Raw genomic sequence first — 26,072 nt, forward strand, 5'->3', positions numbered from 1 at the left:
GATGCTAAAAACCATTATTGTCGATAACGAGCCGAAAGTGAGGGAAGGACTGAAAAAGATCATCCCTTGGGAGACATTTGGCTTTACATTATGCGGTGATGCTGAAGACGGCAAGCAGGCCCTTGTGCTAATTGAACGTGAAAGGCCCTCTTTAGTAATCACAGATATCCGAATGCCGTTGTTGAGTGGATTGGATTTGATGATGGAGGTTTCGGGCCGATTTGATTGCCAATTTGTCGTGATTTCTGGTTACGGCGAATTTGATTATGCCCAAAGGGCGCTGAAATATGGCGCTATCGATTATATTTTAAAGCCCATCGATGAGGAACAATTAATTGAAGCCCTTCAGCGCACACGGTGTCGTATTGCGCTTGCTAATAATTCCTTGCCACTAGAAATACCGGGGAATGTAGTGCAGAATAGCGAAGCAGTAGAAGAGGTCATCCGGTATATTCGAGAGCATTATAAGGAACCGTTAATGATAAAAGAGATAGCGGATAAGGTTTTTCTGAATCCCATTTATTTGGGTCAGCTCTTTAAAAAGCAAACCGGAAGCTATTTTAATAATTTTGTTCATCAAATCAGAGTGGAAGAAGCTAAAAAAAAATTGAAAGGCTCATCCAATAAAATAGCAGATATTGCGTTATCTGTGGGTTACAGCGATTCCGATTATTTCGTCCAGCAGTTTAAAAAACTGGTTGGCTGCACCCCCTCTCTTTATCGGGGGAAATGAGGAACAATGTTAAATTTGTCAGGTATACTCCTAAGATGTCGCGGGTACGGAATCTCCCGAATTCTTGATATGATTTGTAATGTCAAAAACATAAGGAGGTTAACGATTTGTTTAAAAAGAGAACGCTTACAATGATGGCTGCAACAACCATGCTTCTAACAACGGTGCTTGGAGCATGCAGCTCAAATGAGTCCCAGCCCTCATCCTCACCAGAGTCCACACAGAATTCTATCAAGACGGCTAGCTTTTCGTATTTCATTATGACTTCGGGCGACAATGTGCCGGAACACACCAAGCTCGGAGATATTATTCAGCAGAAAACAGGCGTGACCATCAAGTATGAGCGTCTTGTCGGGGAGAAGGATCAGAAGATAGGGGTTATGGTAGCAGGCGGGGATTATCCAGACATGATCTTTACGGATGCAACCACAAAGTTTGTTGATGCGAAAGCGCTTATTCCGTTGGAGGATCTGATTGAGGAGCATGCGCCCAACATCAAGAAGCTCTACGGTCCTTATTGGAACCGCTTAAAAAGCTCCGACGGACATATCTATTCGCTGCCGATGGGAGCTCCTGTGACCAATGCCACCAAAGGAATCAGCGCTGCCTTCTGGGTCCAGAAGGAGGTTCTGAAGGAGGCGGGATATCCCAAGATCACAACCTTCGATGAATATGTTGATGTTCTGCGGGATTACTGGAAGAAGCATCCGCAGATTGATGGCGCAGATACCATTCCTTTTGAAATTCTGACATACGATACCCGCAACTTCACACTCACAACAGCTATGCAGTTTCTGGCGGGTGGTCCCAATGATTCCAGAGCCATGGTGGACCCTGAGAAAAATGAACTGACATTTTACCAAACCGATGAGAACATAACGAAACGGTATTATTCCAAACTTAACGATATATATAATGAGGGTATGATTGACAAAGAAGCATTCGTTATGAACTATGAACAATACCTGGCAAAGCTGTCAAGTGGACGTGTTCTGGGCATGTTCGATCAAAAATGGCAGTTCCAGACGGCCTTGGCCTCCCTGAAGCAACAGGGCAAGAGTAACCGCATGTTCGTTCCGCTTCAGCTTACCTTTGACGATAGCATCAAAGGCGATTATCTGGATCTTCCAGGCATGAACTATAATACCGGCTGGTCCATATCCGTGAATTGTAAGGACCCGGTAGGAGCCATCGAGTACGCGGACTATTTGGCCAGCGATGAGGGCCAAATTCTCCGAAACTGGGGAGTGAAGGGTGAAGACTTCATGGTCAGCGACAACGGGCGCTTCTACCGCACGGAGGAGCAACGCAAATACTTGTCCGATTCCAAAAACGCTCTGAATTGGAGTGGCAACGTTGTTTGGTTCTGGCCAAGCGCTTCCGGCACCATGCCGGACGGAAACCATTATGAGTCTTACAGGCAGCCGGAAATAATTGCTGCCGATTATGATGAGATGGATAAGGAAATCCTGAAGGGTTACGGGGTTCAGACCTATGAGGATTTATTCAATCCGCCGAATACCAAGAGAAAATATTTCCCGTTGTGGAGCATTGAGCTCTCCGATAAAGGAAAAATTTTCAATCAAAAGCTCGACGACCTGAACAAGAAATATCCTCCGCAAATGGTCTTATCCAAGACGAAGGCGGATTTTGAAAAGTCCTGGAAGGATTACGTCGCTGATGTCAACAAGCTGGATGTAAGTAGCTGGCTGGAGGAGCTTACGGCAGGAGTGAAGGATCGTCAGGCTAACTGGTAATTATAATTGATGACGGCACACGGGGGACTAGAATGCCACCTTGTGCCGATCATCAAAGAAAATGAGGAGGGGAACCATGGACGCTGCAAGTGAATTAAAGGCAAATCCAAAGGCAGGATCGGTCAAACCGACCCGTTCATTATGGAAAAAGGTCAAGCAACAGAAAGCTCTCATGGCCATGTCCATTCCTTTTGTACTGTTCGTTATCGTGTTTTCTTATTTTCCCCTGTGGGGATGGCTGATGGCATTCCAAGATTTCAAGCTGGGCACTCCCATGCTACAAAATCAATGGGTCGGGCTGGAAAATTTTCGAGAGCTGTTCCGGGATGATTCTTTCCTTCGTGTCATTCGCAATACATTGGCGATGAGCATTATCAACCTGGTATTCGGCTTTTTAAGCTCCATTACGCTTGCCCTCTTGCTTAATGAATTGCGCAGCATTATGTTCAAGCGTTTTGTGCAAACCATAAGCTATCTTCCCCATTTTATATCTTGGGTTGTTGCGGCAAATCTAATCATGAATATGCTTTCCATTGAAGGAATTGTGAATCATATCTTAGTAAGTCTTCATTTGATACAGGAGCCTATTTTGTGGTTGTCAAAAGGAGAGTATTTTTGGTGGATCATAGGCGCATCCAATGTCTGGAAGGGTGTTGGGTGGGGAGCGATCATTTATTTGGCGGCCATGACGATGATCGACCCTTCTTTATATGAAGCTGCAAGTATTGACGGTGCAGGCCGTTTTCGAAAGATTTTCCATATCACGCTTCCCGGAATCAGACCGATCATTGTCATACTGCTCATTATGAGCATTGGTCATATTTTAGACGCCGGGTTTGAACAGCAGTACTTGCTGCAGACTCCAATGGTTGTGGATCAAGCGGAGACGATTGACCTGTTCGTACTCAAATATGGTATCAACTTATCCAGGTATTCGTTTGCCACCGCCTCCGGCATATTTAAAACGCTGATCAGCGTCATCCTGCTGGTTTCCGCTAATCAGTTCGCCAAGCGCATGGGGCAAGAAAGGCTTTTTTAGGAGGGAAGAGAATGGAAAGAATAGATACGGGGCAGAGAAGAAACTGGAAGCTGTCCGCATTTGATTATGTCAATGTGTTGCTGATGCTGATGCTGTTGGTTGTCACATTATATCCTTTTCTCAATACATTGGCTGTGTCCTTTAACCAGGCTACAGACACTGTGTTGGGCAGCAATTTCATTTGGCCGCGCAAATTTACTACTTTAAATTATTCGAATTTGTTTGAGGACAATATGATTTATCATGCCTTTTACATTTCCGTTTCTCGGACGGTTATAGGAACGATAATTAGTGTATTTTGCACGGCTATGCTGGCTTATACGATCAGCAGAAAAGAATATTTTCTGCGCCGCCAAATATCGTTTCTCTTTATCTTTACCATGTATTTCAGCGGTGGACTGATTCCAGGCTATATGCTTATCAAAAACCTTCACATGAATGGCACCTTCTGGGTATATATTATTCCCGGGCTAATCGGGGCTTTTAATCTGATTGTTATGCGTTCTTTTATGGAAGGGCTGCCGGATAGTTTGGTGGAATCTGCGCAAATAGATGGAGCCAATCATTTTACGATTTTCCTTAAAATTGTTTTTCCACTCAGTATGCCGGTTCTGGCGACAGTGGCATTGTTCGTAGCTGTGGGACAGTGGAACAGTTGGTTTGACACCTTTTTGTACAACTCTTCCAAGCAAGATCTGAGCACCTTGCAATATGAATTGATGAAAAAGCTGCAATCCGCCAGCATGAGCGTTAGTGGAAACGCAGAAACCTTGTTTTCAAACTCCGAGAACCAGCAGGCGAACATTGTTACACCAACCTCCATACGAGCTGCCATTACGATTGTGGCTGCAGTGCCCATCATCGTGATCTACCCGTTCCTGCAACGATATTTTGTGCACGGATTAACCTTGGGCGGTGTGAAGGAATAGGCTAGAAGAGGGGTGCTTGCTTTTATTGCTATTTTCTAAGTGTCCGTGTCTGACGAAATTCTCTTCGTCAGACACGGTTTTTGTGCGCCTTTAAACTAAGATTAGCAAAATAATCAATGGCAAACTGACGAAATAATCGCGCTGCCTGTGGCAGATAGCGTTCTACAGTATATGAGAGAGAGAGGGTTCTCTCACATACAGGTTCTTCAATATGCAAGAGTTTCATAGAAGTGCCTGTAGACCCGCCCCACGTAATTGCAGGTATAAAAGCGATCCCCTGCCCTGCTCTTATAAGACCACGAACCGTTGATGGATCATCGCTTTCAAAAATAACATGAGGTGTGAACCCCGAGTGCTTGCAGAATTTATCAGTGATCTCCCGGAGACCCTGCCCTGTTTTTAGGCTAATAAAATCATCACCCGCAACCTCATTTAAATAAATACTTTCCCGCATTGCAAGAGGATGTTCGATAGGGACTGCAAGGAAAATTTCTTCCGTTAGAATGGGAATACTTGTAGTTCCTTCTAGCTTGATGGCGGATGAGGAAATACATAAATCATAGTCTGGCTTGGTTATTGAATTGGAGAAATGTTGTATAAGGTTGAAACTTATATGTGGATACTCCTTTCGGAAAGAGCTTAAGAGATCGGGTAGCAAATTTGAAGCAGCTAAGACGGCAAGTTTTACGGATCCAATTGATTTTCCAGTTAAATCATTAAGTTCATTTTTACCATCCTCTATAGCAGTCAAAGCTTGTTCTACTCTTCTTAAGAAGGCTCTTCCATATTGATTAAGGTATATATACTTTCCGCGGCGGTCAAACAATAAAACTCCAAGTTCTTTTTCTAATGAAGAAATTGTTTTGCTAAGTGCCGGTTGAGGGATATGAAGTTCTTCCGCTGCTCGTGTAACGTGTTCATAACGGGCAACTGTCCGAAAATATTTAAGTTGTAATAGTTCCATAAATAACTCCTTTTATACATTTAGATGTATACATACTATACATAATGATATCTTAGACGTTATATATATTCAATCTTATAATATAATTAGTGGAGCAGTAGGCTGTTAAAAAGGAGAAAATATATGATGAATGAATTGGACTTAGCTAAAAGTTCAGGACGATCTTGGACCACTCGCCGTGACAAAAAAACACGTCAATTAGCTAAGGTTGAGAAGCTAGTGAAAGGCCGCATAATACCCACTGACAGAATAGTTGAAGTTCTTGAGAACCTTATAGTGACTGGTGACTGTGTGGCACTGGAAGGCAATAATCAAAAGCAGGCGTCTTTCCTTTCTACTGCACTTAATAATGTAGATCCGGGTAAAGTTAATAATTTGCATATGGTCATGTCAAGTGTTTCAAGACCGGAGCATCTTGAAATCTTTGAAAAGGGTATTGCTAGGATACTTGATTTTTCATATTCTGGAGCTCAAAGTCTTCGAATGGCACAAATGATTGAGGATGGCATTGTGAAAGTAGGTTCAATTCATACCTATCTTGAGTTATATGGAAGGCTATTTATTGATTTAACGCCAAACATAGCTTTGGTTGCTGCAGACAAGGCAGATGCAGAGGGGAATCTTTATACCGGACCAAACACGGAAGAGACACCCACTATAGTTGAAGCTACAGCATTTCGTGATGGCATTGTTATTGTTCAGGTTAATGAAATGGTTGATGAATTGCCAAGGGTGGATATTCCAGGTTCATGGGTAGACTTTATCGTTGTAGCTGATAAGCCCTATCAGCTGGAAGCTTTATTTACGAGAGATCCCAGACTGATTAGTGAGATGCATATTCTAATGGCTATGATGACTATTCGTGGAATATATGAGCGTCATAACGTAACTTCACTTAATCATGGAGTAGGCTTTAATACGGCAGCCATTGAGCTGATTCTTCCAACTTACGGGGAATCCCTCGGGTTAAAGGGAAAAATATGCAAAAATTGGGCGCTTAATCCTCATCCCACACTTATTCCTGCTATTGAAAGTGGCTGGGTGGAAAGTGTCCACTGTTTTGGTGGGGAAGTAGGTATGGAAAAATATGTTGCAGCACGACCGGATGTATTCTTTACTGGCCGTGACGGAAGCCTTCGCTCTAATCGGGCGATGTCGCAGGTTGCTGGACAATATGCAGTGGATTTGTTTATAGGATCTACTTTTCAAATAGATGCTGATGGAAATTCATCAACGGTTACCTTAGGCAGACTTGCCGGCTTTGGAGGAGCGCCTAATATGGGAGCCGATCCTCATGGGAGAAGACATGCAACGGATGCTTGGTTAAATATGATTACTGGGGAAAGCCCTGTAGTTCGGGGGCGGAAACTAGTTGTTCAAATGGTGGAGACCTATCAAAATGGTCATACACCTGTATTTGTTGAGTCCTTGGATGCGATTAAAGTTGGGCATGATGCTAAATTGCCTATAGCGCCGGTAATGATTTACGGTGATGATGTTACACATGTTGTAACAGAAGAAGGAATTGCTTATTTATTCAAGGCAAGGAGCCTTGAAGAGCGGCGTATGGCGTTAGCCGCAGTAGCTGGGGTAACACCCATAGGACAAACATGCAGTATTGAGATGGTGCAACAATTAAGACAGGATGGAATTGTGGCTTTGCCGGAGGATCTTCATGTTAGGCGGACTGATGCCAAACGTTCCTTACTGGCAGCAAAAAGTATAGATGATCTAGTGAAATGGTCCGATGGATTATATGAACCACCGGCTAAGTTCCGTAACTGGTAAGGTGATTCATGGGAGGTGTAAGAATTATGGAGCAATTGTCTTTTGAATATAAAGCTACAAAATCCGTGACTAAGCATGCATATGTTGGAGTAGTTGCTTCAGGGGATTTGGAAATATTACTAGAGCCATCAAAAAAAGAGGTTTCGTACGTCGTTGTAAGAACTTCTTCTGATGGTTTCAGGCAGACATGGAAGAGCGTTTTAGACAGATTTTTTTCTGTAAATGACATTGCAGCAAATATTGAAATTAACGATTTCGGCGCAACTCCAGGAATGGTTTCGATGAGATTATTACAGGTGTTGGAGGTGTGCAGCGTTGAAAAAACAGAAGGATAGTTTTGTAGAGCTAAATGCCCGCGAAAGGTCAAGGGCCCTACTTGATAAAGATACGTTTAGAGAATTGCTTGGGCCATTTGAAAGACTGGAATCTCCACACTTGTCACAGCAAGGTATAGTACCGCAAAGCGATGACGGTGTAGTGGTAGCTCGCGGTTTAATTGATGGAAAATCCGCTGTAGTTATAGCTATTGAAGGGGCTTTTCAAGGAGGCGGGATTGGTGAAGTTTCCGGTTCGAAAATCGCCGGAGCACTGGAACTTGCAATTCGTGATAACGAGAAAGGTGTAAGAACTCTTGCAGTAGTTGTGTTGGACAGCGGTGGTGTGAGACTTCAGGAAGCCAACTATGGATTGCTTTCGATTTCGGAAATTCAATCCGCTATTGTTGCTTTACGTAAGCTTGTACCGGTAGTCGGTATTATACCGGGAAAGGTAGGTTGTTTTGGCGGAATGTCCATGACAGCAGGCTTATTCAGTACGATCTTAATGACTCCTGAAGGTAGGCTCACACTGAACGGTCCCGAGGTTATTGAACAGGAGGCTGGTATAGCTGAATGGGATTCTACAGACAGACAAATGATATGGAATACGATCGGAGGTATACAGCGTCATGCTACAGGTTTAGTAGATGTTCTTGTTGAAGACGACATAACTGCGATAAAGGGAGCGCTTCAAACTACTTTCAGAAGTGAACAATGCAACGGATTCAGAAGCTCTCAAGTAGATTCTTATCTTTCCAAGCTTTACGCTATTGACCCTACTAAAACGCTAACTCCTTTAGAATTACGTCAAATGTGGGAAAGCGAAGCTAGTATGGGGGTTGTTGAACATGAAGTAAAGGACCATATTGAAAATTTTGATGAAGAAGTGATAAGTCGCGGGAAAATCTGGTTTAAAGCCCTAACGGGCTTGTTAAATCCAGGATTCGGGAATGTGCCGTCAGTATTATGTGCTGATAATGAATTAAGCGGGGAACTTGTTCGATATATTACAGTGGTTCCAAATCCCAATAGCCGTTTTCCAAGAGCTCGTCATGGTGAAGTGGGTTTGGAGGAAGGTTGGACTATTGCAAAATATGTCCGTGAAGCAATAGAAGAAGATGCAAACAAAGAAATACGTCGGGCAATAGTTGCAGTAGTAGATGTACCGAGTCAAGCTTATGGTTATAAAGAAGAATTACTAGGAATATTTTTATCCTGCGCAGCTTCAGTAGATGCTTATGCAACTGCAAGATATGCCGGTCACCCGGTTATCGCATTACTTGTTGGGCCAGCTATATCTGGAGCATTCTTGGCACATGGATATCAGGCGAATAGGATTATAGCGTTTGATGATCCGGGTGTTATAGTGCATGCAATGTCAAAACAGTCTGCTGCCAGAATTACAAAGCGAAGTGTTGATGAATTGGAGTCAGCTTCTAAAAAAGTCCCGTCAATAGCCTATGATATTCGGTCCTATTCAACCCTTGGAGCTTTGCATGAATTAATGACGGGTATCAATGCGGATGACCCAGGCAAAGAGGATGTTGAAAAGGTATTAACTAGTCTGGCAGCGGCTATAAAAGCTGCACGTGAATCTCCAAAGGACTTGAGCAACCGGCTCACTTCCCATAATGCTGTAACAGGAAGGGCTGCTTCCATAAAAGTACGGGAAAGGCTTGCAGAGGAATGGAATTAAATCCGCACGATTTAGTACGATTTAGAAATATTGACAGTATAATCTTTGATTCACCACAATCTCCATGGGCTATTCAATCTCTGATGAAAGCGCCCTTCGTAGTGGTACGCCGAGCTCCAATACTAGGGTGTGCGGTTCCGGTGGGGATACGCGGAAATCGTCGAAATCAGAGGTCCGCTGCGACTATAGAAATCGATAATATAATTGAGCGTGTCTCTCCAGAAGAGCTCGCATTCCGCAAAAGCTGGAGAACAAATAAGCATCTTCAAGAAATCGGGATTTCTTATGCCCTTGAGTTTGTAGACAGCATTTTAACTCAGGAGGGAATAAGCTGGGGACCGACTGGAAGCATAGGTTATGAGCTTGCTAGTGGAATTAATACCGCTACAAAAAACAGCGATATGGATATTATTATTCGAGTTTCGGAGTGTTTGCCTGTGAACACTTCAAAACAGTTGATGAATAGACTCCTGCAGACAACTGTCAAAGTTGATGTGCAACTAGAAACATTAAAAGGCTGTGTAATACTTGCTGAGTACGCAAGAGGGGAAAGTTCAATTATGCTACGAACAACAGATGGGCCTCGGCTCGTTGAGAGTCAATCACTATAGGATTATGTTTGGAGGTGCAGAGTGAGCATTGCATATTTATTTCCAGGTCAAGGATCACAAGCACCTGGCATGCTTCATGATTTACCTAAACACCCTATAATAACTGAAAAAATTGAGGAAGCAAGCATGGTTTTAGGAGAGGATGCACTTACACTGGATACAAATGAAGCCCTTTCTTCTTCAACAAGGGCAGTTCAGCTTTCTTTACTTATTCACGAAGTAGCAGCAGCCAGCTTATTAAAGTCTAAGGGAGCGGTTGCAGACATGGTTGGAGGGCACTCCATAGGAGCTTTTGCAGCAGCTGTTGTGTGTGGTTCGCTCCGCTTTTCAGATGCAGTAGCTGTAGTGGAGTTAAGAGGAAGGCTAATGGAAGAGGCTTATCCATCAGGTTTTGGGATGGGGGTTATTATTGGACTGGATGAAAGACATTTAACTTTACTAATAACCAAGATAAATACAGAGAATAATCCGGTTTATATTGCAAATCTGAATGCACAGGATCAGATTACGATTGCAGGGAGTATTTCTGCTGTAGAACAAGTTTTTATATTGGCCCGTTCAATAGGAGCGTACAAAACAAAGCTGCTTGACGTAAGTGTACCATCTCATTGCAGACTTCTTAGTTCGGTTTCTAATGAACTCACTAAGGAACTGAAGAGTGTTAAACTTAAGGATTCAAATATTCCGTATATTGGGAACTGTAGGGCAAGGGTACTAAGAAAAGCAGAGGAAATAAGGAATGATTTATCAGAGGGTGTAGCAAATCCCGTTCGTTGGCATGAAGGTACTACATTAATGTTTGAACGGGGCACCCGATTATTTGTTGAGATTGGACCAGGAGACACTCTTACAAATCTCGCAAGGAAGGGTTTTCCTGATTCACGATGCATATCTGCCATGAACAGTGGACTAGATTCGGCGATGTTACTAATTACAAGAGAAAGAGAGAAGTGCAACAACGGATAAGCTGGAATTTTTTGGGGGTATCATGGAGAAAGAAAAAATAGTATTTCTAAACGAAATTTCTTTAACAATCAGTAGCTTCGCATTGCAGTCCATACTTTATGAAGTATCATGTTTTCCATCCCCAGGGCTGGTTTCTCCGACATCTAATGGAGCGCACGAGGATATGGACTACTTTACCTTTATTGATAGCACTGCAGTCTTGAGTAAGTATCTAGCCCTATTTGTGCAGCATGGATATAGTAGTCAAACTTATCTGGAAATTTTTAAAGATGTTAGAGCCCTCGGAGTCAAAGCAGAAGAAGAAATGTTTATGAAAACCAAAGGGATAAATACTCACAAAGGGATGTTATTCCTGATGGGCATAGCTTGTGCTGCAGTAGGTAAAGCTTTTTATGAAAAAAAAACCTTTGGTGAATTAAGAAATATAATAATAAAGATGGCTAACGGTTTGGTAGAAAATGATTTTATAGCACTGCTAAATAAGCCGGAACTATCACACGGGGAAAAAATATACCTGAAATATAAAATTGATGGTATAAGAGGTGAAGTAGAAAGAGGAATGCCGATTGTTTTTCAATATTCCTTAGAACTATTTAAACAAAATGCAGATTTAAGTATTAATGACAGGCTAGTTCATACATTGATTGGTTTAATGGCGCAATGCAATGATACGACGATACTTCATAGACACAGTATAGAAAAACTGGAAAGCGTTAAAGAAAAAGCGAGAGGCATCATTGAAATAGGCGGTATGAAAAGTACCCAGGGTAAAGAACGGATAGCAATAATGAGCCAGGAGTTTATAACAGAAAAAATCAGTCCGGGTGGAAGTGCAGACTTACTTGCCATCACCGTGTTTTTATTTTTAGTTGAACAATATATGAATAAGGAAATTTAAAATTGAACGGGAGTGATTATTATGACAACAAACAGAATGAAGGAGCTTTTACAAGACCCGGAAATTAATGAATTAATAAGACAGAGGGAGCACAGTAATTTTCTTGAATATCAAAAAGCTTTAGTGAAAAAATATAGAATGCGTAATAAGTATATTAAAAAGGGACAGATTTTATTTGTCGGCTCTTCATTAATGGAACATTTTCCTATTGAGGAAATGCAAGCTGTACTGAGTTTAGACCGTTTTATCTATAATCGCGGAGTTGGTGGCATCACTACAAAAGATCTGCTTTCTCTAATGAATGAGTGCATTTTTGAATTAGAACCTTCAAAAATATTTATAAATATTGGATCAAATGATATCGGCGGTGGTCTGGATAATGAAAAAAAAGAAATACTTTTAGAAAATTATAAAGAAATTCTGCTGCGCATCAAAGAAATATTGCCTACATGTGAAGTGTACGTAATGGCTTATTATCCAGTAAATGCAAAGGGGAATTTTGGGCTGGATTCAGAAAGTCAAAGCAACATGTTTGCTTCTCGTAATAATACAAATATTTTGTCAATAAATGAAGAAGTCAAAGAATTAGCTATGAAATTAGGGCTTAACTTTATAAACGTTAATGAAGGTTTAACAGATGAAGAAGGGAATTTAAGAGCAGAATATACTGTGGAAGGTGTTCATATGTGGCCAAATGCATATTCAGTTATTCTTGAGAATATGAAAAAGCACTTATATTAACTCGACTTTCATAGCTTGAATTCGATAACTATTCCTTGATGTAACAGGGATGGGGCAAAGCCAAATCCGCTGCTGGAGTTAATGCTAAATGAGCGCTAAAAGCGTCTTGCCCCTCTACTGACTTTCTAAATCGTTAGTAATATTGTTCAATCTAGTGAAAAGTAGGATTTCATTATAGCGAAGAAATAATTAACGAAAAGCTGATATGGGATTTACAAACGGACTTGTTATTAATCATGAGAATAAGACGCTGATTTGCATTTAGAAATAGAAGTATGCAAGCGTATTATAGCCCATCCCGAAGGGGAATTGAAAAGCTGCAATCGGCTGCAACCTTAATAATAACATCAAAGAAAGCGTTGACATCTTTATTGGTGTATTCTTATAATAGATTTGAAATCGATTTCATTTGTTGCCTTATTCGCTTCAACTATTTTATGGTTTTGAGAGTGGGAGGGATGAAAAGGGGCAATCTGTTTTCTTTAATGAAATCGATTTCAAGAAAATGAGATTCCAAAGGAGTCATATTACATTTGATGCCTTAGGTGCTCAAACCTTTTATACGGTTTTGAGAGAGGGAGGAATGAAAAAATAATTCTGTTTTCTTTTTTTATATCATGAAAATGAAATCGATTACAAATAATGAGAGTCGAAAGGAGTCATGTATGCAGTCCATAAGCACATCGGTAAAGCGCAAGCGGGGGCATAACAAATATTTCGCGGCTGCCATGGCACTGGTTTTGCTGTTCCCAGTCGTGTTCGGGGGAATGGCACGAGATATCGCATACGCGCAGGAGACGCCACCACAGACGCAGACAGACAGCAAGTGGTATCAGAACTTTGAGCAGGCCGGGCCGGATGGAACCTATGGAATTTCTGCCGTTGGCACCTCATCAACAGCGTCGGTTACAGACCGGACACCTGGAGGCGGAAGCCGGGGAAGTGTACGCCTGATCCAGACGAACGACAATAATCCCGGCGGCGGAGCCTGGAACACCGATGTTTACGGGTTCACGGTATCGCCGCAGAAGGATACAGTTACAGAAGCGACCTATTATGATGCTTCTGCCTATAACTATTTAAATTTTTACATTCTGGACGCCGATGTTCATAACCCGAATGTTGTCATCCGGGATGCAGACGGGAAAGTATGGAATGCCAATACGGACCAGGCACTGTCCGTGAAGGATGAGTGGACGAGGCTTTCGATTCCGCTCGATAAGACAAAACTCGATTTTTCGCGGATTGTCTCCATTTCGCTGGGCGAGTATTGGGGCTGGGGCAACATCTATTATTTTGACGAGCTGTACTTTGCCAAATCTGCTGCCGCTCCGCCGCCCGCTTATCCGGATGATGGCGTAGAGCCGTCGGCGCCTGTCATGTACCAGAGCTTCGAACCACCCGGCAGTGATGGCAGCTATGGCTTGGCAGGTCAGGGAAGCGCGACCGCCGCCAAGCGTGTCACCACGGATGCTGCTTATTCCTCAAGCTCCGGCAGTCTTAAAATGGTGCAGAACACCTATACGGACGGGGAAGGGAAGGAACGGAACGAAGCCTGGGACACCGGCGTTTATGGAGCCGGAATTAAACCTGAAGGCGGCTTGACCGTATCCGGTGCGACGTATATGGATGCTTCCCCCTTCAGTTATCTGTTGTTCTATGCCAAGGATACGACAGCGGCAGCCGGATCCAGTATTCATGTTGTATTCAAGGATGCCCAAGGCGGGGTCTGGGATACGGAAACAAGCGCAGCGGTCAAGACGGAGTCAAAGCAATGGGTGAAAATGACCGTAAAGTTGGACAAATCGAAAATTGATTTGTCCAGACTGCAGCAGATTGAGCTCGGAACGTACTGGGGGTACGGTAATGTGTACTACTACGATGATCTTTATCTGGCCCAGAACGAAACGGATGCTTCGCCTGCCTTTGAGCCAGAGCGCACGGCCTTGTTCAATGATTTCGAGAGCGGAACCGGATACTCCGCAGGCAGCGCTGCCACCGCCGAATCCTCAGGGGATATAGCCAACGCAGCAGGCAAGGCCGGTGTCATGGTCACGACAGGCAAAAATGACTGGCCTTATACGGCCGGGAGTTATTTGAGCGTACAGCCCAAAGCAGGCGGTACGTTCGATGCGTCGGCTTATTCATATCTTGCTTTCTATCTGAAGGACACCCAGGGCAGCAATGGAGTGGAATTCCGTATCAAGGACGCCAACGGGGGCGTCTGGGACACGTGGGGAACCTCCAGCTCGACCAAGAATAAATGGGTCAAAATGCTGCTTCCGCTGGAAGGTGCCTCGAAGATTGACCTGACAAAAATCGTTTCGGTCGACGTCGGCTTTTACAATGCCGGAGTGTATTATCTTGATGATATGTATTTTGCCATAGCCGAAGACGATGTGCTGGCCGGCTTCATCAGCGTAACCCAGAATATCGGAGCGGTCTGGTATCAGAATTTCGAGACGAGAGGACAGGACGGACAGTACGGGATTACGGCCGGTACTGGGGTGAGTACCGCACTCAGCATGGAGAAGTCTGCGAGTGCATACAACTCTGCGAGCATTCGGGCTGTGCTGTCCGAGGATTCGTCCAACCCTGCCATGAATGGCATAACCGTCAGGCCGCAGGCGCTCGAAGAGTCCCCGGATAAGAACCTGCCATACGACTATCAGCCGGAGTTCGACGCCACAAATTTCAGCCATCTGATCTTTTATGTGTGGGATGAGCAGGGCGGTCAGACGCTGTCGGTACAGTTGAAGGAAGCTGGCGGCAGAACGGTTGACTGGCAGACCGGAGGGACGACAGCAGACGGCTGGAATCGGATCGTCATGCCTTTGGACAAAAGCGTGAGTTTCCAATTTGCACGCCTTAGCGCGGTGACGGTGACACCGGGGAAAGCGGGGACCTATTATCTGGATGAATTTTATTTCGGTAAAAATGAAAGCGCAGTCTTTCCGAATGCCGGCTTTACGCAATTGGTGCTGAAGGATGTGGACGGTGAAGCGATGCCTTATTCGGGCAATCTGCCGCTGGGTTCTTTCGAGAAGCAGCAGGACAGAACGTACCTCTCTTTAAACGGGGATTGGAAAAAAGAAAGAACCACCCTGGATTCCCAGCTGTCAGCAGCACCCCGGGACAGCGCCAGAACTGCCGGTCTTGAGGAAGAGGCGGGCGGCAGACAGCAGACTGGTTACAACGACTCCGGCTGGGCCGGCAAGACGCTGCCTCTCCCGGAGGATGAGAGCGCGGTTTACGAATCTCCGAGCGGACCGGAGAACAAGAGTGACAAGTCGGGTTATCAGGGCGGGGTATGGTACCGCAAGCATTTTGAGGTGAATAGCTCACTTAAGGGGCAGCCTGCACAGCTTACTTTCCTCGGCGTCAACTATTTCGCGGATGTGTGGATCAATGGACAATATGCGGGCGGGCATCAGGGCGGTTACACGCCGTTCGCACTGGACGCTTCCGGTCTATTGAACTATGGCGGCGACAATGTGATCGCGGTGCGGGTCGATAATCCGAAATGGGACACGTTCAATAACGGGGAAATACTGCCATACGCGACGTCCGACTGGTTCAACTACACAGGAATCCTGCGGGACGCCTACTTTGAATTTATGCCGGACACTTATGTGGTGCGCAGTGATGTGCGTACGCTGGATACCGATGGACATCTGTCGGTCCGCTCCTTTCTGAATCATACGGGCAAAACGGCGGAGCAGGTTCAGCTGTCTTATACAGTCTATGAAGCGGAGATCGGAGAGGGTAACCGGCTCAGCGAATATGCACAGAACCTGACGGGTACGGAAGCCGCCGCGGTGCAAGGAGGAGTATTTACGGTTCCGGCCAGCGGGCAGGCGGTACAAACGGTCGAGGTGAAGGTACCTGAGCCGCAGCTGTGGAGTCCGTCTGAACCGAATCTGTATATTTTAAAGGTAGAGCAGAAGACCGGCGGAGCAGTAACGGACACCTTCTATACCCAGTTCGGTATCCGTACGCTGGAAGCGGAGGGTGTACAGCTTAAGCTGAACGGAGAGTTGGCCCCGTTCCTTACCGGGGTCGGTTATACGGAGGACAGCAGCGACAAAGGACCTTCTCTGGATGATGCTACCCGGTACAGCGACCTGCTGAAGATCAAGGAGGAGCTGAAGGCCAATTTCGTCCGGACCGGGCATTTCCCTCACAGCCTGCCGACCTATCAGTATGCCGACCGGATCGGCCTGGCCCTCTGGCAGGAAATTCCAGCCTATTGGTTCAGCGGAGAAGCCTTCGACCTGCAGCGTCAGCGGGGCCAGGCCAAGCAAATGATGGAGGAAATGATCTTCAGTAATTACAACCGGCCTTCCGTCTGGTTTGACGGAGTCAGCAATGAGTCAGGCGGGCAGCTGGAGCGTGTCAACTTTATCCGAGAGCTGCGCGACGCTGCACATGCCATCGACGGAACAAGACTGGTCGGCCAGTCCGCCGTGGCGAATCCGTACAAAGGCGTGAGCGACCATTCGCATTCCCCGGCGGATATCATCGGAATGACCATGTATTTCGGAGCCTTCTACGGTGCAAATACAGACTTGGAGACACAGGAGGAAATCGAGGCTATACATGCGCTGCATCCGGGCAAGCCGATCATCGCCACAGAGTACGGCTACTGGTCGGGTGACGAAACCGCCTCGGACACAAGGCAGACGACGCTATTCACCGGCACCTTCAATGCCTTTGCCCGCACAGCTACCCGGGCGGAGGACGGAACACCGAACCCGGGCGGACTGCTGAGCGGCGCGGCCTGGTGGACCGCATATAACTGGTATACCAATATTACGGGCCTGCAGACGATGGGCCTGTATCATATGGACCGGACAACGCCGAAGCAGGTGAAGGATATTCTGGCGGAGCGGTATAACCGGTATAACCGGATTTCGGCCGGAACACAGCCGCAGCCGGCAGGTATTTCGGCTTGGTTCCAGAGCTTTGAGTCGGGCCGGGGTTATTTATCTTCATCCGCTCAGCTGCAGCTGGAATCAGCAGCGGACAGTGCAGCCGGCAACGGCACGAAGAGTCTAAAGATCACAGCAGACTCCGGTGCGGACGGGACTTATGCCGCATTTGTTCCGCAGGGCGGCGCGATCAACAGTGATCTGACAGGCTACAATTACCTGAACTTCTACGCTAAGGACAGCGTGGGGGACAGACCTCTTTCCGTTACGCTTGTGGATGCCGAGGGGCGTTCCTGGACAACGGAGACGGAAGGGAAGACGGTAAAAGACACATGGACGCGGCTGAGTGTTCCGCTTCTGAAGGCGCAGGGCGTGCCGCTCTCCAGCCGGCAGCTGAATACGCTGGCGATTACCCAGATCAGGATCGGTGTGAATGCTTCTGAACAGCTATGGGTCGACAACTTCTTCGCGGCAACCTACAAGAACGGCGCGGAGCCCGCTTCGTATCCTGTTGGTTCCAGTGGCTGGTTCCAGTCTTTTGAGGAGACAGACGTACAGGTCGGCCAGGGTGTGAATGCCGCTGCGGCGGTGGACCGGACATTCGGGGTCAATCCTGGAGGAACGGGAAGTGTGAAGCTGGAAGTCACTGGAGACGGCGGCTCACCGGGAGCAGATAAGCAATCTGTCATCATTAGACCCCAGGGCGGCGCAGCTTCGATAGATGCTTCCGGCTTCAATTATCTGGCTTTCTATGTTAAGGATATGCAGGGGTCGAACACCGTCCACGTTACCTTTGCGGATACGGACGGTACGGTCTCCGTGAACAACTGGACCGATGTCGGTTCAGTCAAGGGGCAGTGGACGAAGGTGTATCTTCCGCTGATGAAGACCTCTGCGGACATCAGCCGTCTAAAAGAAATCCGGTTGTCGGAGTGGAATCCCGGCACCTATTATTTTGACGATCTGTACTTTGCCGAATATCCGTCGGATGAAATTCCCGCCACGTATACGGAAAAGATTCCGGAGAAGAACCATCCGGAAGGCCAAATCAAGGTAGCTGCGGTCGGCGATAGCATCACAGCGGGAGCCGGGCTGAAATATGCCGGGGTAACAAGTTATCCGGCACAGCTCCAGTCGCTGCTCGGCAGCAACTTTGCCGTCAAGAACTTCGGTGTCAGCGGCCGTACGCTGCAAAAGGATGGCGACGATCCGTACTGGAAGGAAGCGGCATTTGCGGCTAGCCAGACTTATGCACCAGACGTCGTGGTTATCCAGCTTGGCACCAACGACACGAAATCCTGGAACTGGAAGAAGGGGCAGAACCAGTTTCTGAGCGATTATAAAGAGCTGATTCAATTGTATCAGGCACTGCCAAGTCATCCGAAGGTCTTTGTCAATCTGCCGCCGGTAGTGTTCAACGACGATCCGAACGAGGCTTATGGCATTGTTGCCTCCGTCCTGCAAAACGGAGTCATTCCTCTGATCCGTCAGGCGGCCGAAGCGACAGGCGCAACCCTGATCGACGTGAACGCGGCCACAGCCGGAAGCAGCAGCGACTTCCCGGATAAGATTCATCCGAATCCAAAGGGAGCCTGGACTTTAGCCAATACAGTGGCCAAAGCCATCCGGGGCACACTTTACAGCATTGGGGATACAGAGGTTACGACCTGGAAGGATGGCAAGGCCGGTGCGTATTCGATTATGTACGATGATGGCATCTACGAATCCAATTTACGGTTTGCCGGATTGCATGAAAAATACAGCCTGAAGGGAACATTGGCGCTGATCAGCGGCTGGATCGACGATGCCTATAATGACACTGGCGCTTCCACGGGAACGTGGGAGCAGTGGAAAGCGCTGCTGGATAAAGGGGTTTTCGATGTAGCAAGCCATACGGTTACTCACCGCAATCTGACCACGCTCAGCGCGTCAGATGTGTCCTCCGAGTTCAAGGATTCTGTCGCCCGGATCAAGGAGAAGACCGGCTATAAGCCGGAAACGCTGGCGCTCCCGTACAATACGGGCAATGCGGCGGTTGCGGAGGAAGCAGCCAAATATTTCGTTGCCGCGCGCCAGGGAGGCAACAATGCCGGCAACGCCAGCGGCACAGAACAGTATTACAATCTGAGCAGCACAATGGTTGAAAGTACGACAACGGCTGCCCAACTGGATGCGTGGACCGACTTTGGCATCGCCAAGGGCAACTGGCTGATTCTGACCGGCCATGGCAATGATGGTGAAGGCTGGTCCTCACCTCCGCTCAGCCTGTTTGACAATCATTACGGATATGTAGCCCAGCGGATAGATGCTCTTTGGAATGGTACCTTTGCCGAGGTGGGCAAATATTCGCGTGAAAGACAGAACGCAACGGTTAAGGCTGCTAAAGCCGCTTCCGGTGCAATTGAGGTTAAGCTGGAGGGCACACTGGACCCGGCAGTTTACAATGAGCCGCTGACCTTGAGAACGAAGGTTCCGGCAGAATGGAGTGAGGTTACTCTCACCCGGGGAGCCGCTTTGCAGAACCTGAAGCCGGTCCGTGAGGGTGAAGGCACATTCGTCTATTACGAAGCCGTGCCTGGAACGCAAATGCTGGTTATCAGCAAGAAAGGAACGCCTGCTACCAGCCCGGATACCGGAACCGGCACACCGGCCCCGTCCGTCTCCGCTGGCATAGCAGACGGTGCGAAGTCTGTTCTTGCTCCCGGCACAGCGGAGCTTACGAAGGCGCTTGCCGCCGCTCCGGCGGATGCCAATGGAGTGCGGACGCTTACGTTTGAGGCCGGATCAGCCGCGGGTAAGACAACATTCGAATTGCAGCTGCCAGCCTCGTATCTGGCTTCGATGAAGCAGGTGCTGATCAAATTTATTACCCCTGCAGGCAGCCTGCTGCTTCCGGGCGATATGTTTGCAGGCATGGCTAAAGACGCGAAGCAGATTGCTGTGTCCGTTAAGCTCGCGGATCTGTCCGGTGCGGATGAGGACGTCAAGCAGGCTGCGGGCAGCCGTCCGGTTGTCGAGCTGGGCGCAGCCGTGGACGGCAACCCTGTCAGCTGGCAGAACAATCTAGCGACCGTTACGTTCCGCACGCCTTACCAGCCTTCTTCCGCCGAAGCGCTCAACCCGTCTCGGCTGACGTTCTGGCAGATCGGGGAAGACGGGAAGGGACAGCCGGTAGTCAGCGGACGATATGACAGCGCAGGCGGCGAGATGTTATTCACCACACATCACTTCAGCCGCTATGCAGTTGTCTCTGTAGCCAAGAGTTTCGGCGATTTGGGCCGCTACGGCTGGGCGCAGCCCGCGGTGGAAGCTCTTGCCTCTAAGGGCGCCATCCGGGGAGTCTCGCAGCATTCGTATTCGCCTGCGCAAACTATTACCCGCGCGGATGCGGTAGTCATGATTATGCGGCTGCTTGATCTGCAGGTGCAGGCGTCCCATTCCTTTACGGATATAGCGCAGAGTAATTATTACTATGAAGATGTGAATGCTGCGCGGACGCTGGGCATTGTGCGCGGTACGGGCAGCAGCGAGTTCCGGCCGGAGCAGCCGGTAACCCGTCAGGAAATGATGATGATGCTGGACAACGCCATGCTTGCTGCAGGCAAGGAACGCTCCGTGGGCAGCGGGGAGGCATTGCCGGAATTCCGGGATGCTTCGCAGATATCCGCTTATGCCAGGGAAAGTGTCGCCCGGGCGGTTTCAGCCGGCTTGTTCCAGGGTTATAACGGTTACTTACAGCCCGCTTCGCCGATCACCAGGGCTGAAGCTGCTGTCACGCTTTATCGGTTGTACGGAATAATGTACTAGTTGAATTGGCGGCCGTTTCGGCGAACGTATTTTGCCGGAGAGGGCCCGATCCTTCGAAAGGAAGGGCAGAAATCAGGCATAGCTTGTGCTGTGCCTGATTTGTTTTGCCGTAAAACGTAAAGAAGTGAAGGCTATATTGAATGAACTTAATAACTACACAAAAGGGCAATACAGAGGGAGGGGGATTTTGGAAGATTATTGAGATAACAAGTGGAAAGTTAGAAGGGCTGTAGGAAGGCAGATTGTGTGTCTTCAAGGGCATTCCTTATGCCACGCCGCCTGCAGGCAGGGAACGAAAGGAGATTGAAATCGATTTCATTAATGCTATAATGGATTTATCAAACCTTGAAAGTATGTGAACTGATGAAGGATAGCAAAATTATCGATGTTGCCCGAATTGCCAATGTCTCACCTGCCACGGTATCCCGCGTATTGAACGACAGTCCGCTGGTAACCAAGGAAACGCAAAGCAAGGTACTGAAGGCCATTCAGGAATTGAATTATAAACCGAACGCCATGGGCAAACAGCTCCGATCCCGGAAGACCATGACGCTGGGCGTCGTCGTACTCGATATCGGTATATCCTATCATGCCGAGATTATCAAGGGAATTGAACAAAGGGCGAACGCAATGAATTACAAAATCCTCATCTGTGATTCGCAAAATGAGAAGGAGAGGGAACTGGAGTATTTGTCGCTGCTCCAGAACCGGACAGTAGACGGCATTATTCTGGTGGCGCCGATGCTAAGCGACGGAGAGATCGCAGCCTTCGCTGGTGAAGGCTACACGATTGGGGTTATCGGACGCCGGCTTGGACATCTTAATATTCCCTGCTTCACTACGGATAACTGGAAAATCGGCCGTGATGTGGTCACTCATCTGGCAGCGAACGGGCACCGGCGTATTGCTTTTCTGAACGGCTACGAGGATGCGCTGGATAGCATCGAGCGGCTGCAAGGGTTCAAGGAGGGGCTGGCTGCGGCCGGACTTCCTTTTCTGCCAACTCTGGTTGACAAAGGAGAATTCTCCGAAGATGGAGGATATGCGGCTTTCCGTCGTCTATGGGAAAAGAGCAGTGATTTCACAGCGGTTTTTGCCGCCAATGACGAGATGGCACTAGGTGTGTACAAAGCTTGCTCTGAGTATGGCATTGCGATTCCGGACCGCATGGCGGTGGTGGGCGTCGACAATATCCGGATTACCAACTATGTATCGCCTAAGATCAGCTCAGTTGAACAGCCGCTGTACGAGTTGGGGGCGCTGCTGGCGGACAAGGTTATCGATCAGATCAACGGTAATCTCCAGCCGGGTCAAAGGGATTTTATGATCGATTCCAGGTTGGTTGTCAAAGGTTCTTCGCAAAAAGGGGCTGATTCGAAATGAATGCCTACTTACGCGGCTGGAACAACACTATCCTTTGGTGGGGGGATCATGCATGAAAATGCCGCACAGAAAGGTAGATCGCTACTTCGGGAAGTTTTTTTCCGTAATGGTAGTCACGATTTTTCTGACAATCTCCATCCTGTCCATCATTCTGTATATGAATTTTGAGAAAATCGCGCTCCGCCAATCCTATGATCAGACGATGGACAGTCTGGCGCAGACGACTCAGGAAGCCTCCGTGATGGCTGTGACCGCCGCCACATTCGCCAAGCAGATTCACAGCGACCAGAATGTCGCCAATCTGCTTAATTTTCCCGACGTCAGTGCGCTGGACATCGCCGCTTCCATCCGGCAGCTGACCAATTACCGTGAAACCTCGCCGTTTATCGAGTCTATCTATGTGTACAATGCCGAGGCGCGCACCTTCTATGTCACTTCCGATATGAACGTGCCTTCTGTGTTCAGCGAGCCGGATTTTTACGACCAGGAGCTGCGCAGCATGCTCCATCATGTGAACGATTACAACACGCTAATGCCGATTCCCCGCAAGCTGAGGATCGATGGGCTCGTCGGAAACATCGCTGAGCGGGAACGGGATACGTATACTTTTTTGCTGTATGACACGCTCAGCAAGAAGTCGCGGAAGAATGCGGTCGTCGTCAACATCAAGGAGACGCAGCTGCATAAGCATATCGACGGTTCTCTGACGAATGATCCGACGAATACCTTTCTGATCGACGAGAACGGCACACTTGTCACGAACAGCTGGAAGACACCGATGCTGACCAGCCTTAAGGGCACGCCGTATATAGACCGGATATTGCGCGATCCGGAGGGCTCAGGGTATTTTGCCGCTGCGGTAGATCATGTCAAATCACTGGTCACCTACAGCAGGCCTGACTATCTGGGCTGGAGGTATATCCGCATTGTGCCTTATTCAGTGATCAGCCGGAATATCGACAGTATGCGGACCAAGACGATGATCGTTGCCGGGGGCATCCTGCTCGCCGGACTTGCGCTGTCTTCTCTGCTGTCCCGGCGGATTTTCAGCGGGCTGAACCACAAGCTCTCCCGGCTGGGTAAGCTGGAAACAGAGCAGCGGGAGAGTGTCCAGGCCATGCGCACGGATTATCTCCGCAGCCTGTTGAAGGGATATACACAGATGAACGCCCGGCATGCAGCCGCCCGGTTTGAACACTACAGCATTCCGCTGGATCCTGTACAGCCGGTCCGTGTCTTGCTGATCATGGTGGACGATCACCTGCTGTTCGTGAACCGATACAAAGCGGAGGACCGCAAGCTGTTGCTCTACGGAGTGCTCAACATTGCCCAGGAGCTGTTCGCTGCCGCCGGCATTCCCGCCGCCGCGGCGGATATCGGGGATGAACAGGCGGCGGTGCTGCTTCAGATGTCCGGCGATGCCGAAGGTGACCGGGAGCGGTGCCAGGAGTCGGCTTCCTGGATTCAGGCGGCGGTCAGCGAATATTTGAAGCTGTCGGTCACTGTTTCCTCCAGCCTGAGCGGCCCGGGGATTGAAGCGGTGCACGCCTTATATCAGCAGGCGGTTGAAGCCTCATACAGCTGGGTGTTCAGCGGAGCCGGCAGCCATATCGAAGCTGAAGAGGTGGAACAGAACAAGACCAAACGTTATGAATATCCACTGCATAAAGAGAAGCAGATGATTGATGAACTGATGCTGGGGCGGATAGCTGATGTAAGGCAGCAGTTCCGCGAGATCATTATAGATACGGCTGGTTATACCTATATTTCCTACCAGTTTGCCGTTTCACATCTGACCTTTGCGCTGCAGAACGCGCTGCGGATTATCCGGCAGCATTCTCCGTCGAACGAGGACTGGGAGTTCATTAACCTGCAGCTGTATATGCCGCACTCCAGGATAGAGACGATGGAGCAGTTCATTGAACGTTGTATGTCCCTATTTGATCAGCTGGAGAATCAGATGAATGAACGGAAGAAGAGCCGGCAGGATGAATTACCGGGCCGGATCAAAAAAATTCTCGATGAACGTTATGCTGATCCGAATCTGTCTCTGGACATGCTGGCAGAGGAGCTTGGCATGTCCGCCACCTATATCGGGCGCGTGTTCAAACAGCATACGCTGCAGACGATACTCGGTTATATCCAGGAGGTGCGGATGAGCAGAGTGCGCGAACTGCTGCTGCATACGGATGCCCCCGTCGGAGAAATCGCAGAACGCGCCGGCTTCTCGAACAGCCCGTACTTTTTCAAAGCGTTCAAGAAGTACAATGGTGTAACGCCTGCGGAATACCGCAGAACGGGCCGGGGGCGAAAGGATGATGACGGCGTAGAGGCAGGCATTGCAGCTGATTAGAAGAGAAGGCGATCCATGGCGGCTAAATCGCGCAGGATCGCCTTTTTTAACGGACGGAGGTAGCAAATAAGCAGTCAGTTCGGAAAAAATTAGTCTGCTTTTTAAGCGGAAAGTGAGTCATATCGCATATGGTAAGTTGCCCGGAAAGAGGCGGTCTCCTAGTATGGAGCTTGAAGCCGGGAGTACCGGCGGAATATACAAACAGAAGGAGAAGGAGGCCGATTCGATGTCCGGAAAGGGCGGGATCATCCGGGAGCTGCGTCAGAGCAAGACGCTTCTGCTAATGATTGCACCAACCATTGTGTTTTTCATTGTGTTTAGTTACATCCCGATGATAGGCGTGTATTACGCCTTTACGAAGTTTGATTTTGACGGAGGGCTGTTTGGAAGCCAGTTTGTCGGGATGGAGAATTTCAAGTTCTTATTTAATACTGGAGTGCTGTGGAATCTGACCAAGAATACCGTGCTGTATAATCTGGCGTTCATTTTACTGGGTAATATCATGCAGATTATTTGTGCCGTATTCCTTGCTCAGCTGTCCGGCAAGCTGTTTAAGAAGACAGCCCAGTCGCTGATGTTTCTTCCCTATTTTCTGTCCTGGGTGCTGGTAGGCGCGTTCGTCTATAACCTGTTCTCAGATCTTGGGGTAGTCAACAGCGTACTTAAGCAGCTTGGACTTCATTCCTATGATTTCTACCTGCATACGGCACCGTGGAAGTTCATTATTGTGTTCTTTAGTGTCTGGAAAGGGCTTGGCTACGGCACTGTCATTTATTTGGCGGCCATTATGGCGATCAGCGATGAATATTACGAAGCGGCGAAAATCGACGGGGCGACTATCTTTCAGCAAATCCGCAATATTACGCTGCCGTTGCTGAAGCCTACATTCATTCTGCTGATTCTGTTCAGTCTAGGTGGAATTATGAAGGGGCAATTCGATCTGTTCTATCAGATTATCGGCAGCAACGGTATGCTCTACGATGCCACAGATATTATCGACACGTTTGTGTTCCGTTCCCTGACAGTCAATTTTGACATCGGTATGGGTACGGCAGCCGGCCTGTATCAATCATTCTTCGGCTTCGCTTTAATCATGATTGTCAATTACATCATCCGTAAGACGAACAAGGACTACTCCTTGTTTTAGAAAGGAGGTATA

16 protein-coding genes are annotated in these 26,072 nt (G+C 47.8%); 15 read left to right on the forward strand and 1 reads right to left on the reverse strand.

What is annotated here, in order from left to right:
* The first annotated feature begins 1 nt into the window (after position 1).
* The 4 genes from H70357_RS12825 (at position 2) to H70357_RS12840 (ending at position 4,458) form a co-directional block, all read left to right on the forward strand.
* Positions 2-733 carry a response regulator transcription factor gene (locus tag H70357_RS12825; RefSeq protein ID WP_038589804.1) on the forward strand — a complete coding sequence of 244 codons (732 nt, stop codon included), beginning with the start codon at positions 2-4 and terminating at the stop codon, positions 731-733.
* 107 nt (positions 734-840) lie between these two features.
* The gene (locus H70357_RS12830; protein ID WP_081965790.1) at positions 841-2,490 is read left to right on the forward strand and encodes an extracellular solute-binding protein; all 1,650 of its coding nucleotides are present in this window, start codon (positions 841-843) and stop codon (positions 2,488-2,490) included.
* A gap of 76 nt (positions 2,491-2,566) precedes the next feature.
* Positions 2,567-3,529, forward strand: a complete 963-nt coding sequence (locus H70357_RS12835) for an ABC transporter permease (RefSeq protein WP_038589807.1) — start codon at positions 2,567-2,569, stop codon at positions 3,527-3,529.
* An 11-nt stretch (positions 3,530-3,540) separates the two neighbouring features.
* Positions 3,541-4,458, forward strand: coding sequence for a carbohydrate ABC transporter permease (locus tag H70357_RS12840; RefSeq protein ID WP_038589810.1), 918 nt, complete (start codon positions 3,541-3,543; stop codon positions 4,456-4,458).
* A 67-nt stretch (positions 4,459-4,525) separates the two neighbouring features.
* Here H70357_RS12840 and H70357_RS12845 read toward each other — a convergent pair whose 3' ends face one another.
* Complete coding sequence (locus H70357_RS12845; RefSeq protein ID WP_038589813.1) at positions 4,526-5,422, reverse strand: LysR family transcriptional regulator; 897 nt, start codon at positions 5,420-5,422, stop codon at positions 4,526-4,528.
* Positions 5,423-5,548: 126 nt separating this feature from the next.
* On the opposite strand from H70357_RS12845, the gene mdcA reads away from it, so the two are divergent.
* From mdcA to H70357_RS12900, 11 genes are all read left to right on the forward strand, one after another.
* Positions 5,549-7,210, forward strand: coding sequence for a malonate decarboxylase subunit alpha (mdcA, locus tag H70357_RS12850; RefSeq protein WP_038599394.1), 1,662 nt, complete (start codon positions 5,549-5,551; stop codon positions 7,208-7,210).
* A gap of 26 nt (positions 7,211-7,236) precedes the next feature.
* A complete protein-coding gene (locus H70357_RS12855; RefSeq protein WP_038589815.1) occupies positions 7,237-7,545 on the forward strand; it encodes a malonate decarboxylase subunit delta in 309 nt (102 codons plus the stop codon).
* The gene (gene mdcD, locus H70357_RS12860) at positions 7,526-9,223 is read left to right on the forward strand and encodes a biotin-independent malonate decarboxylase subunit beta (RefSeq protein WP_038589818.1); all 1,698 of its coding nucleotides are present in this window, start codon (positions 7,526-7,528) and stop codon (positions 9,221-9,223) included. Before H70357_RS12855 ends, mdcD begins: the two co-directional genes overlap by 20 nt.
* Positions 9,214-9,834 carry a malonate decarboxylase holo-ACP synthase gene (locus tag H70357_RS12865; protein ID WP_038589821.1) on the forward strand — a complete coding sequence of 207 codons (621 nt, stop codon included), beginning with the start codon at positions 9,214-9,216 and terminating at the stop codon, positions 9,832-9,834. The genes mdcD and H70357_RS12865 overlap by 10 nt, the downstream gene beginning before the upstream one ends.
* 21 nt (positions 9,835-9,855) lie before the next feature.
* Positions 9,856-10,800 (forward strand): malonate decarboxylase subunit epsilon, encoded by a 945-nt coding sequence (mdcH, locus tag H70357_RS12870; protein ID WP_038589824.1) that lies wholly within the window; start codon positions 9,856-9,858, stop codon positions 10,798-10,800.
* Positions 10,801-10,822: 22 nt separating this feature from the next.
* The gene (citG, locus tag H70357_RS12875) at positions 10,823-11,698 is read left to right on the forward strand and encodes a triphosphoribosyl-dephospho-CoA synthase CitG (RefSeq protein WP_038589827.1); all 876 of its coding nucleotides are present in this window, start codon (positions 10,823-10,825) and stop codon (positions 11,696-11,698) included.
* Between the two features lie 21 nt (positions 11,699-11,719).
* Positions 11,720-12,439, forward strand: a complete 720-nt coding sequence (locus H70357_RS12880; RefSeq protein WP_197073686.1) for a GDSL-type esterase/lipase family protein — start codon at positions 11,720-11,722, stop codon at positions 12,437-12,439.
* Positions 12,440-13,104: 665 nt separating this feature from the next.
* Entirely contained in the window at positions 13,105-21,177 is an 8,073-nt protein-coding gene (locus tag H70357_RS12885; protein WP_038589830.1) for a glycoside hydrolase family 2, read from the forward strand.
* Between the two features lie 345 nt (positions 21,178-21,522).
* Positions 21,523-22,560 (forward strand): LacI family DNA-binding transcriptional regulator, encoded by a 1,038-nt coding sequence (locus H70357_RS12890; RefSeq protein WP_331281759.1) that lies wholly within the window; start codon positions 21,523-21,525, stop codon positions 22,558-22,560.
* Positions 22,561-22,612: 52 nt separating this feature from the next.
* On the forward strand, positions 22,613-24,913 hold the full coding sequence (locus H70357_RS12895) for an AraC family transcriptional regulator (RefSeq protein WP_038589833.1): 2,301 nt from the start codon (positions 22,613-22,615) through the stop codon (positions 24,911-24,913).
* 226 nt (positions 24,914-25,139) lie between these two features.
* The gene (locus tag H70357_RS12900) at positions 25,140-26,060 is read left to right on the forward strand and encodes an ABC transporter permease (protein ID WP_038599402.1); all 921 of its coding nucleotides are present in this window, start codon (positions 25,140-25,142) and stop codon (positions 26,058-26,060) included.
* The last annotated feature ends 12 nt before the right edge of the window (positions 26,061-26,072 follow it).

It is taken from the genome of Paenibacillus sp. FSL H7-0357 (assembly GCF_000758525.1).
In the GTDB taxonomy this organism is placed as follows: Bacteria; Bacillota; Bacilli; order Paenibacillales; family Paenibacillaceae; genus Paenibacillus_AQ.

What these genes read in the sequence shown, in the direction of transcription:
- H70357_RS12825 (WP_038589804.1), top strand. Translation starts at nt 2, where the DNA reads ATGCTAAAAACCATTATTGTCGATAACGAGCCGAAAGTGAGGGAAGGA.
- H70357_RS12835 (WP_038589807.1), top strand. Translation starts at nt 2,567, where the DNA reads ATGGACGCTGCAAGTGAATTAAAGGCAAATCCAAAGGCAGGATCGGTC.
- H70357_RS12840 (WP_038589810.1), top strand. Translation starts at nt 3,541, where the DNA reads ATGGAAAGAATAGATACGGGGCAGAGAAGAAACTGGAAGCTGTCCGCA.
- H70357_RS12845 (WP_038589813.1), bottom strand. Translation starts at nt 5,422, where the DNA reads ATGGAACTATTACAACTTAAATATTTTCGGACAGTTGCCCGTTATGAA.
- mdcA (WP_038599394.1), top strand. Translation starts at nt 5,549, where the DNA reads ATGAATGAATTGGACTTAGCTAAAAGTTCAGGACGATCTTGGACCACT.
- H70357_RS12855 (WP_038589815.1), top strand. Translation starts at nt 7,237, where the DNA reads ATGGAGCAATTGTCTTTTGAATATAAAGCTACAAAATCCGTGACTAAG.
- H70357_RS12865 (WP_038589821.1), top strand. Translation starts at nt 9,214, where the DNA reads ATGGAATTAAATCCGCACGATTTAGTACGATTTAGAAATATTGACAGT.
- citG (WP_038589827.1), top strand. Translation starts at nt 10,823, where the DNA reads ATGGAGAAAGAAAAAATAGTATTTCTAAACGAAATTTCTTTAACAATC.
- H70357_RS12880 (WP_197073686.1), top strand. Translation starts at nt 11,720, where the DNA reads ATGACAACAAACAGAATGAAGGAGCTTTTACAAGACCCGGAAATTAAT.
- H70357_RS12885 (WP_038589830.1), top strand. Translation starts at nt 13,105, where the DNA reads ATGCAGTCCATAAGCACATCGGTAAAGCGCAAGCGGGGGCATAACAAA.
- H70357_RS12895 (WP_038589833.1), top strand. Translation starts at nt 22,613, where the DNA reads ATGAAAATGCCGCACAGAAAGGTAGATCGCTACTTCGGGAAGTTTTTT.
- H70357_RS12900 (WP_038599402.1), top strand. Translation starts at nt 25,140, where the DNA reads ATGTCCGGAAAGGGCGGGATCATCCGGGAGCTGCGTCAGAGCAAGACG.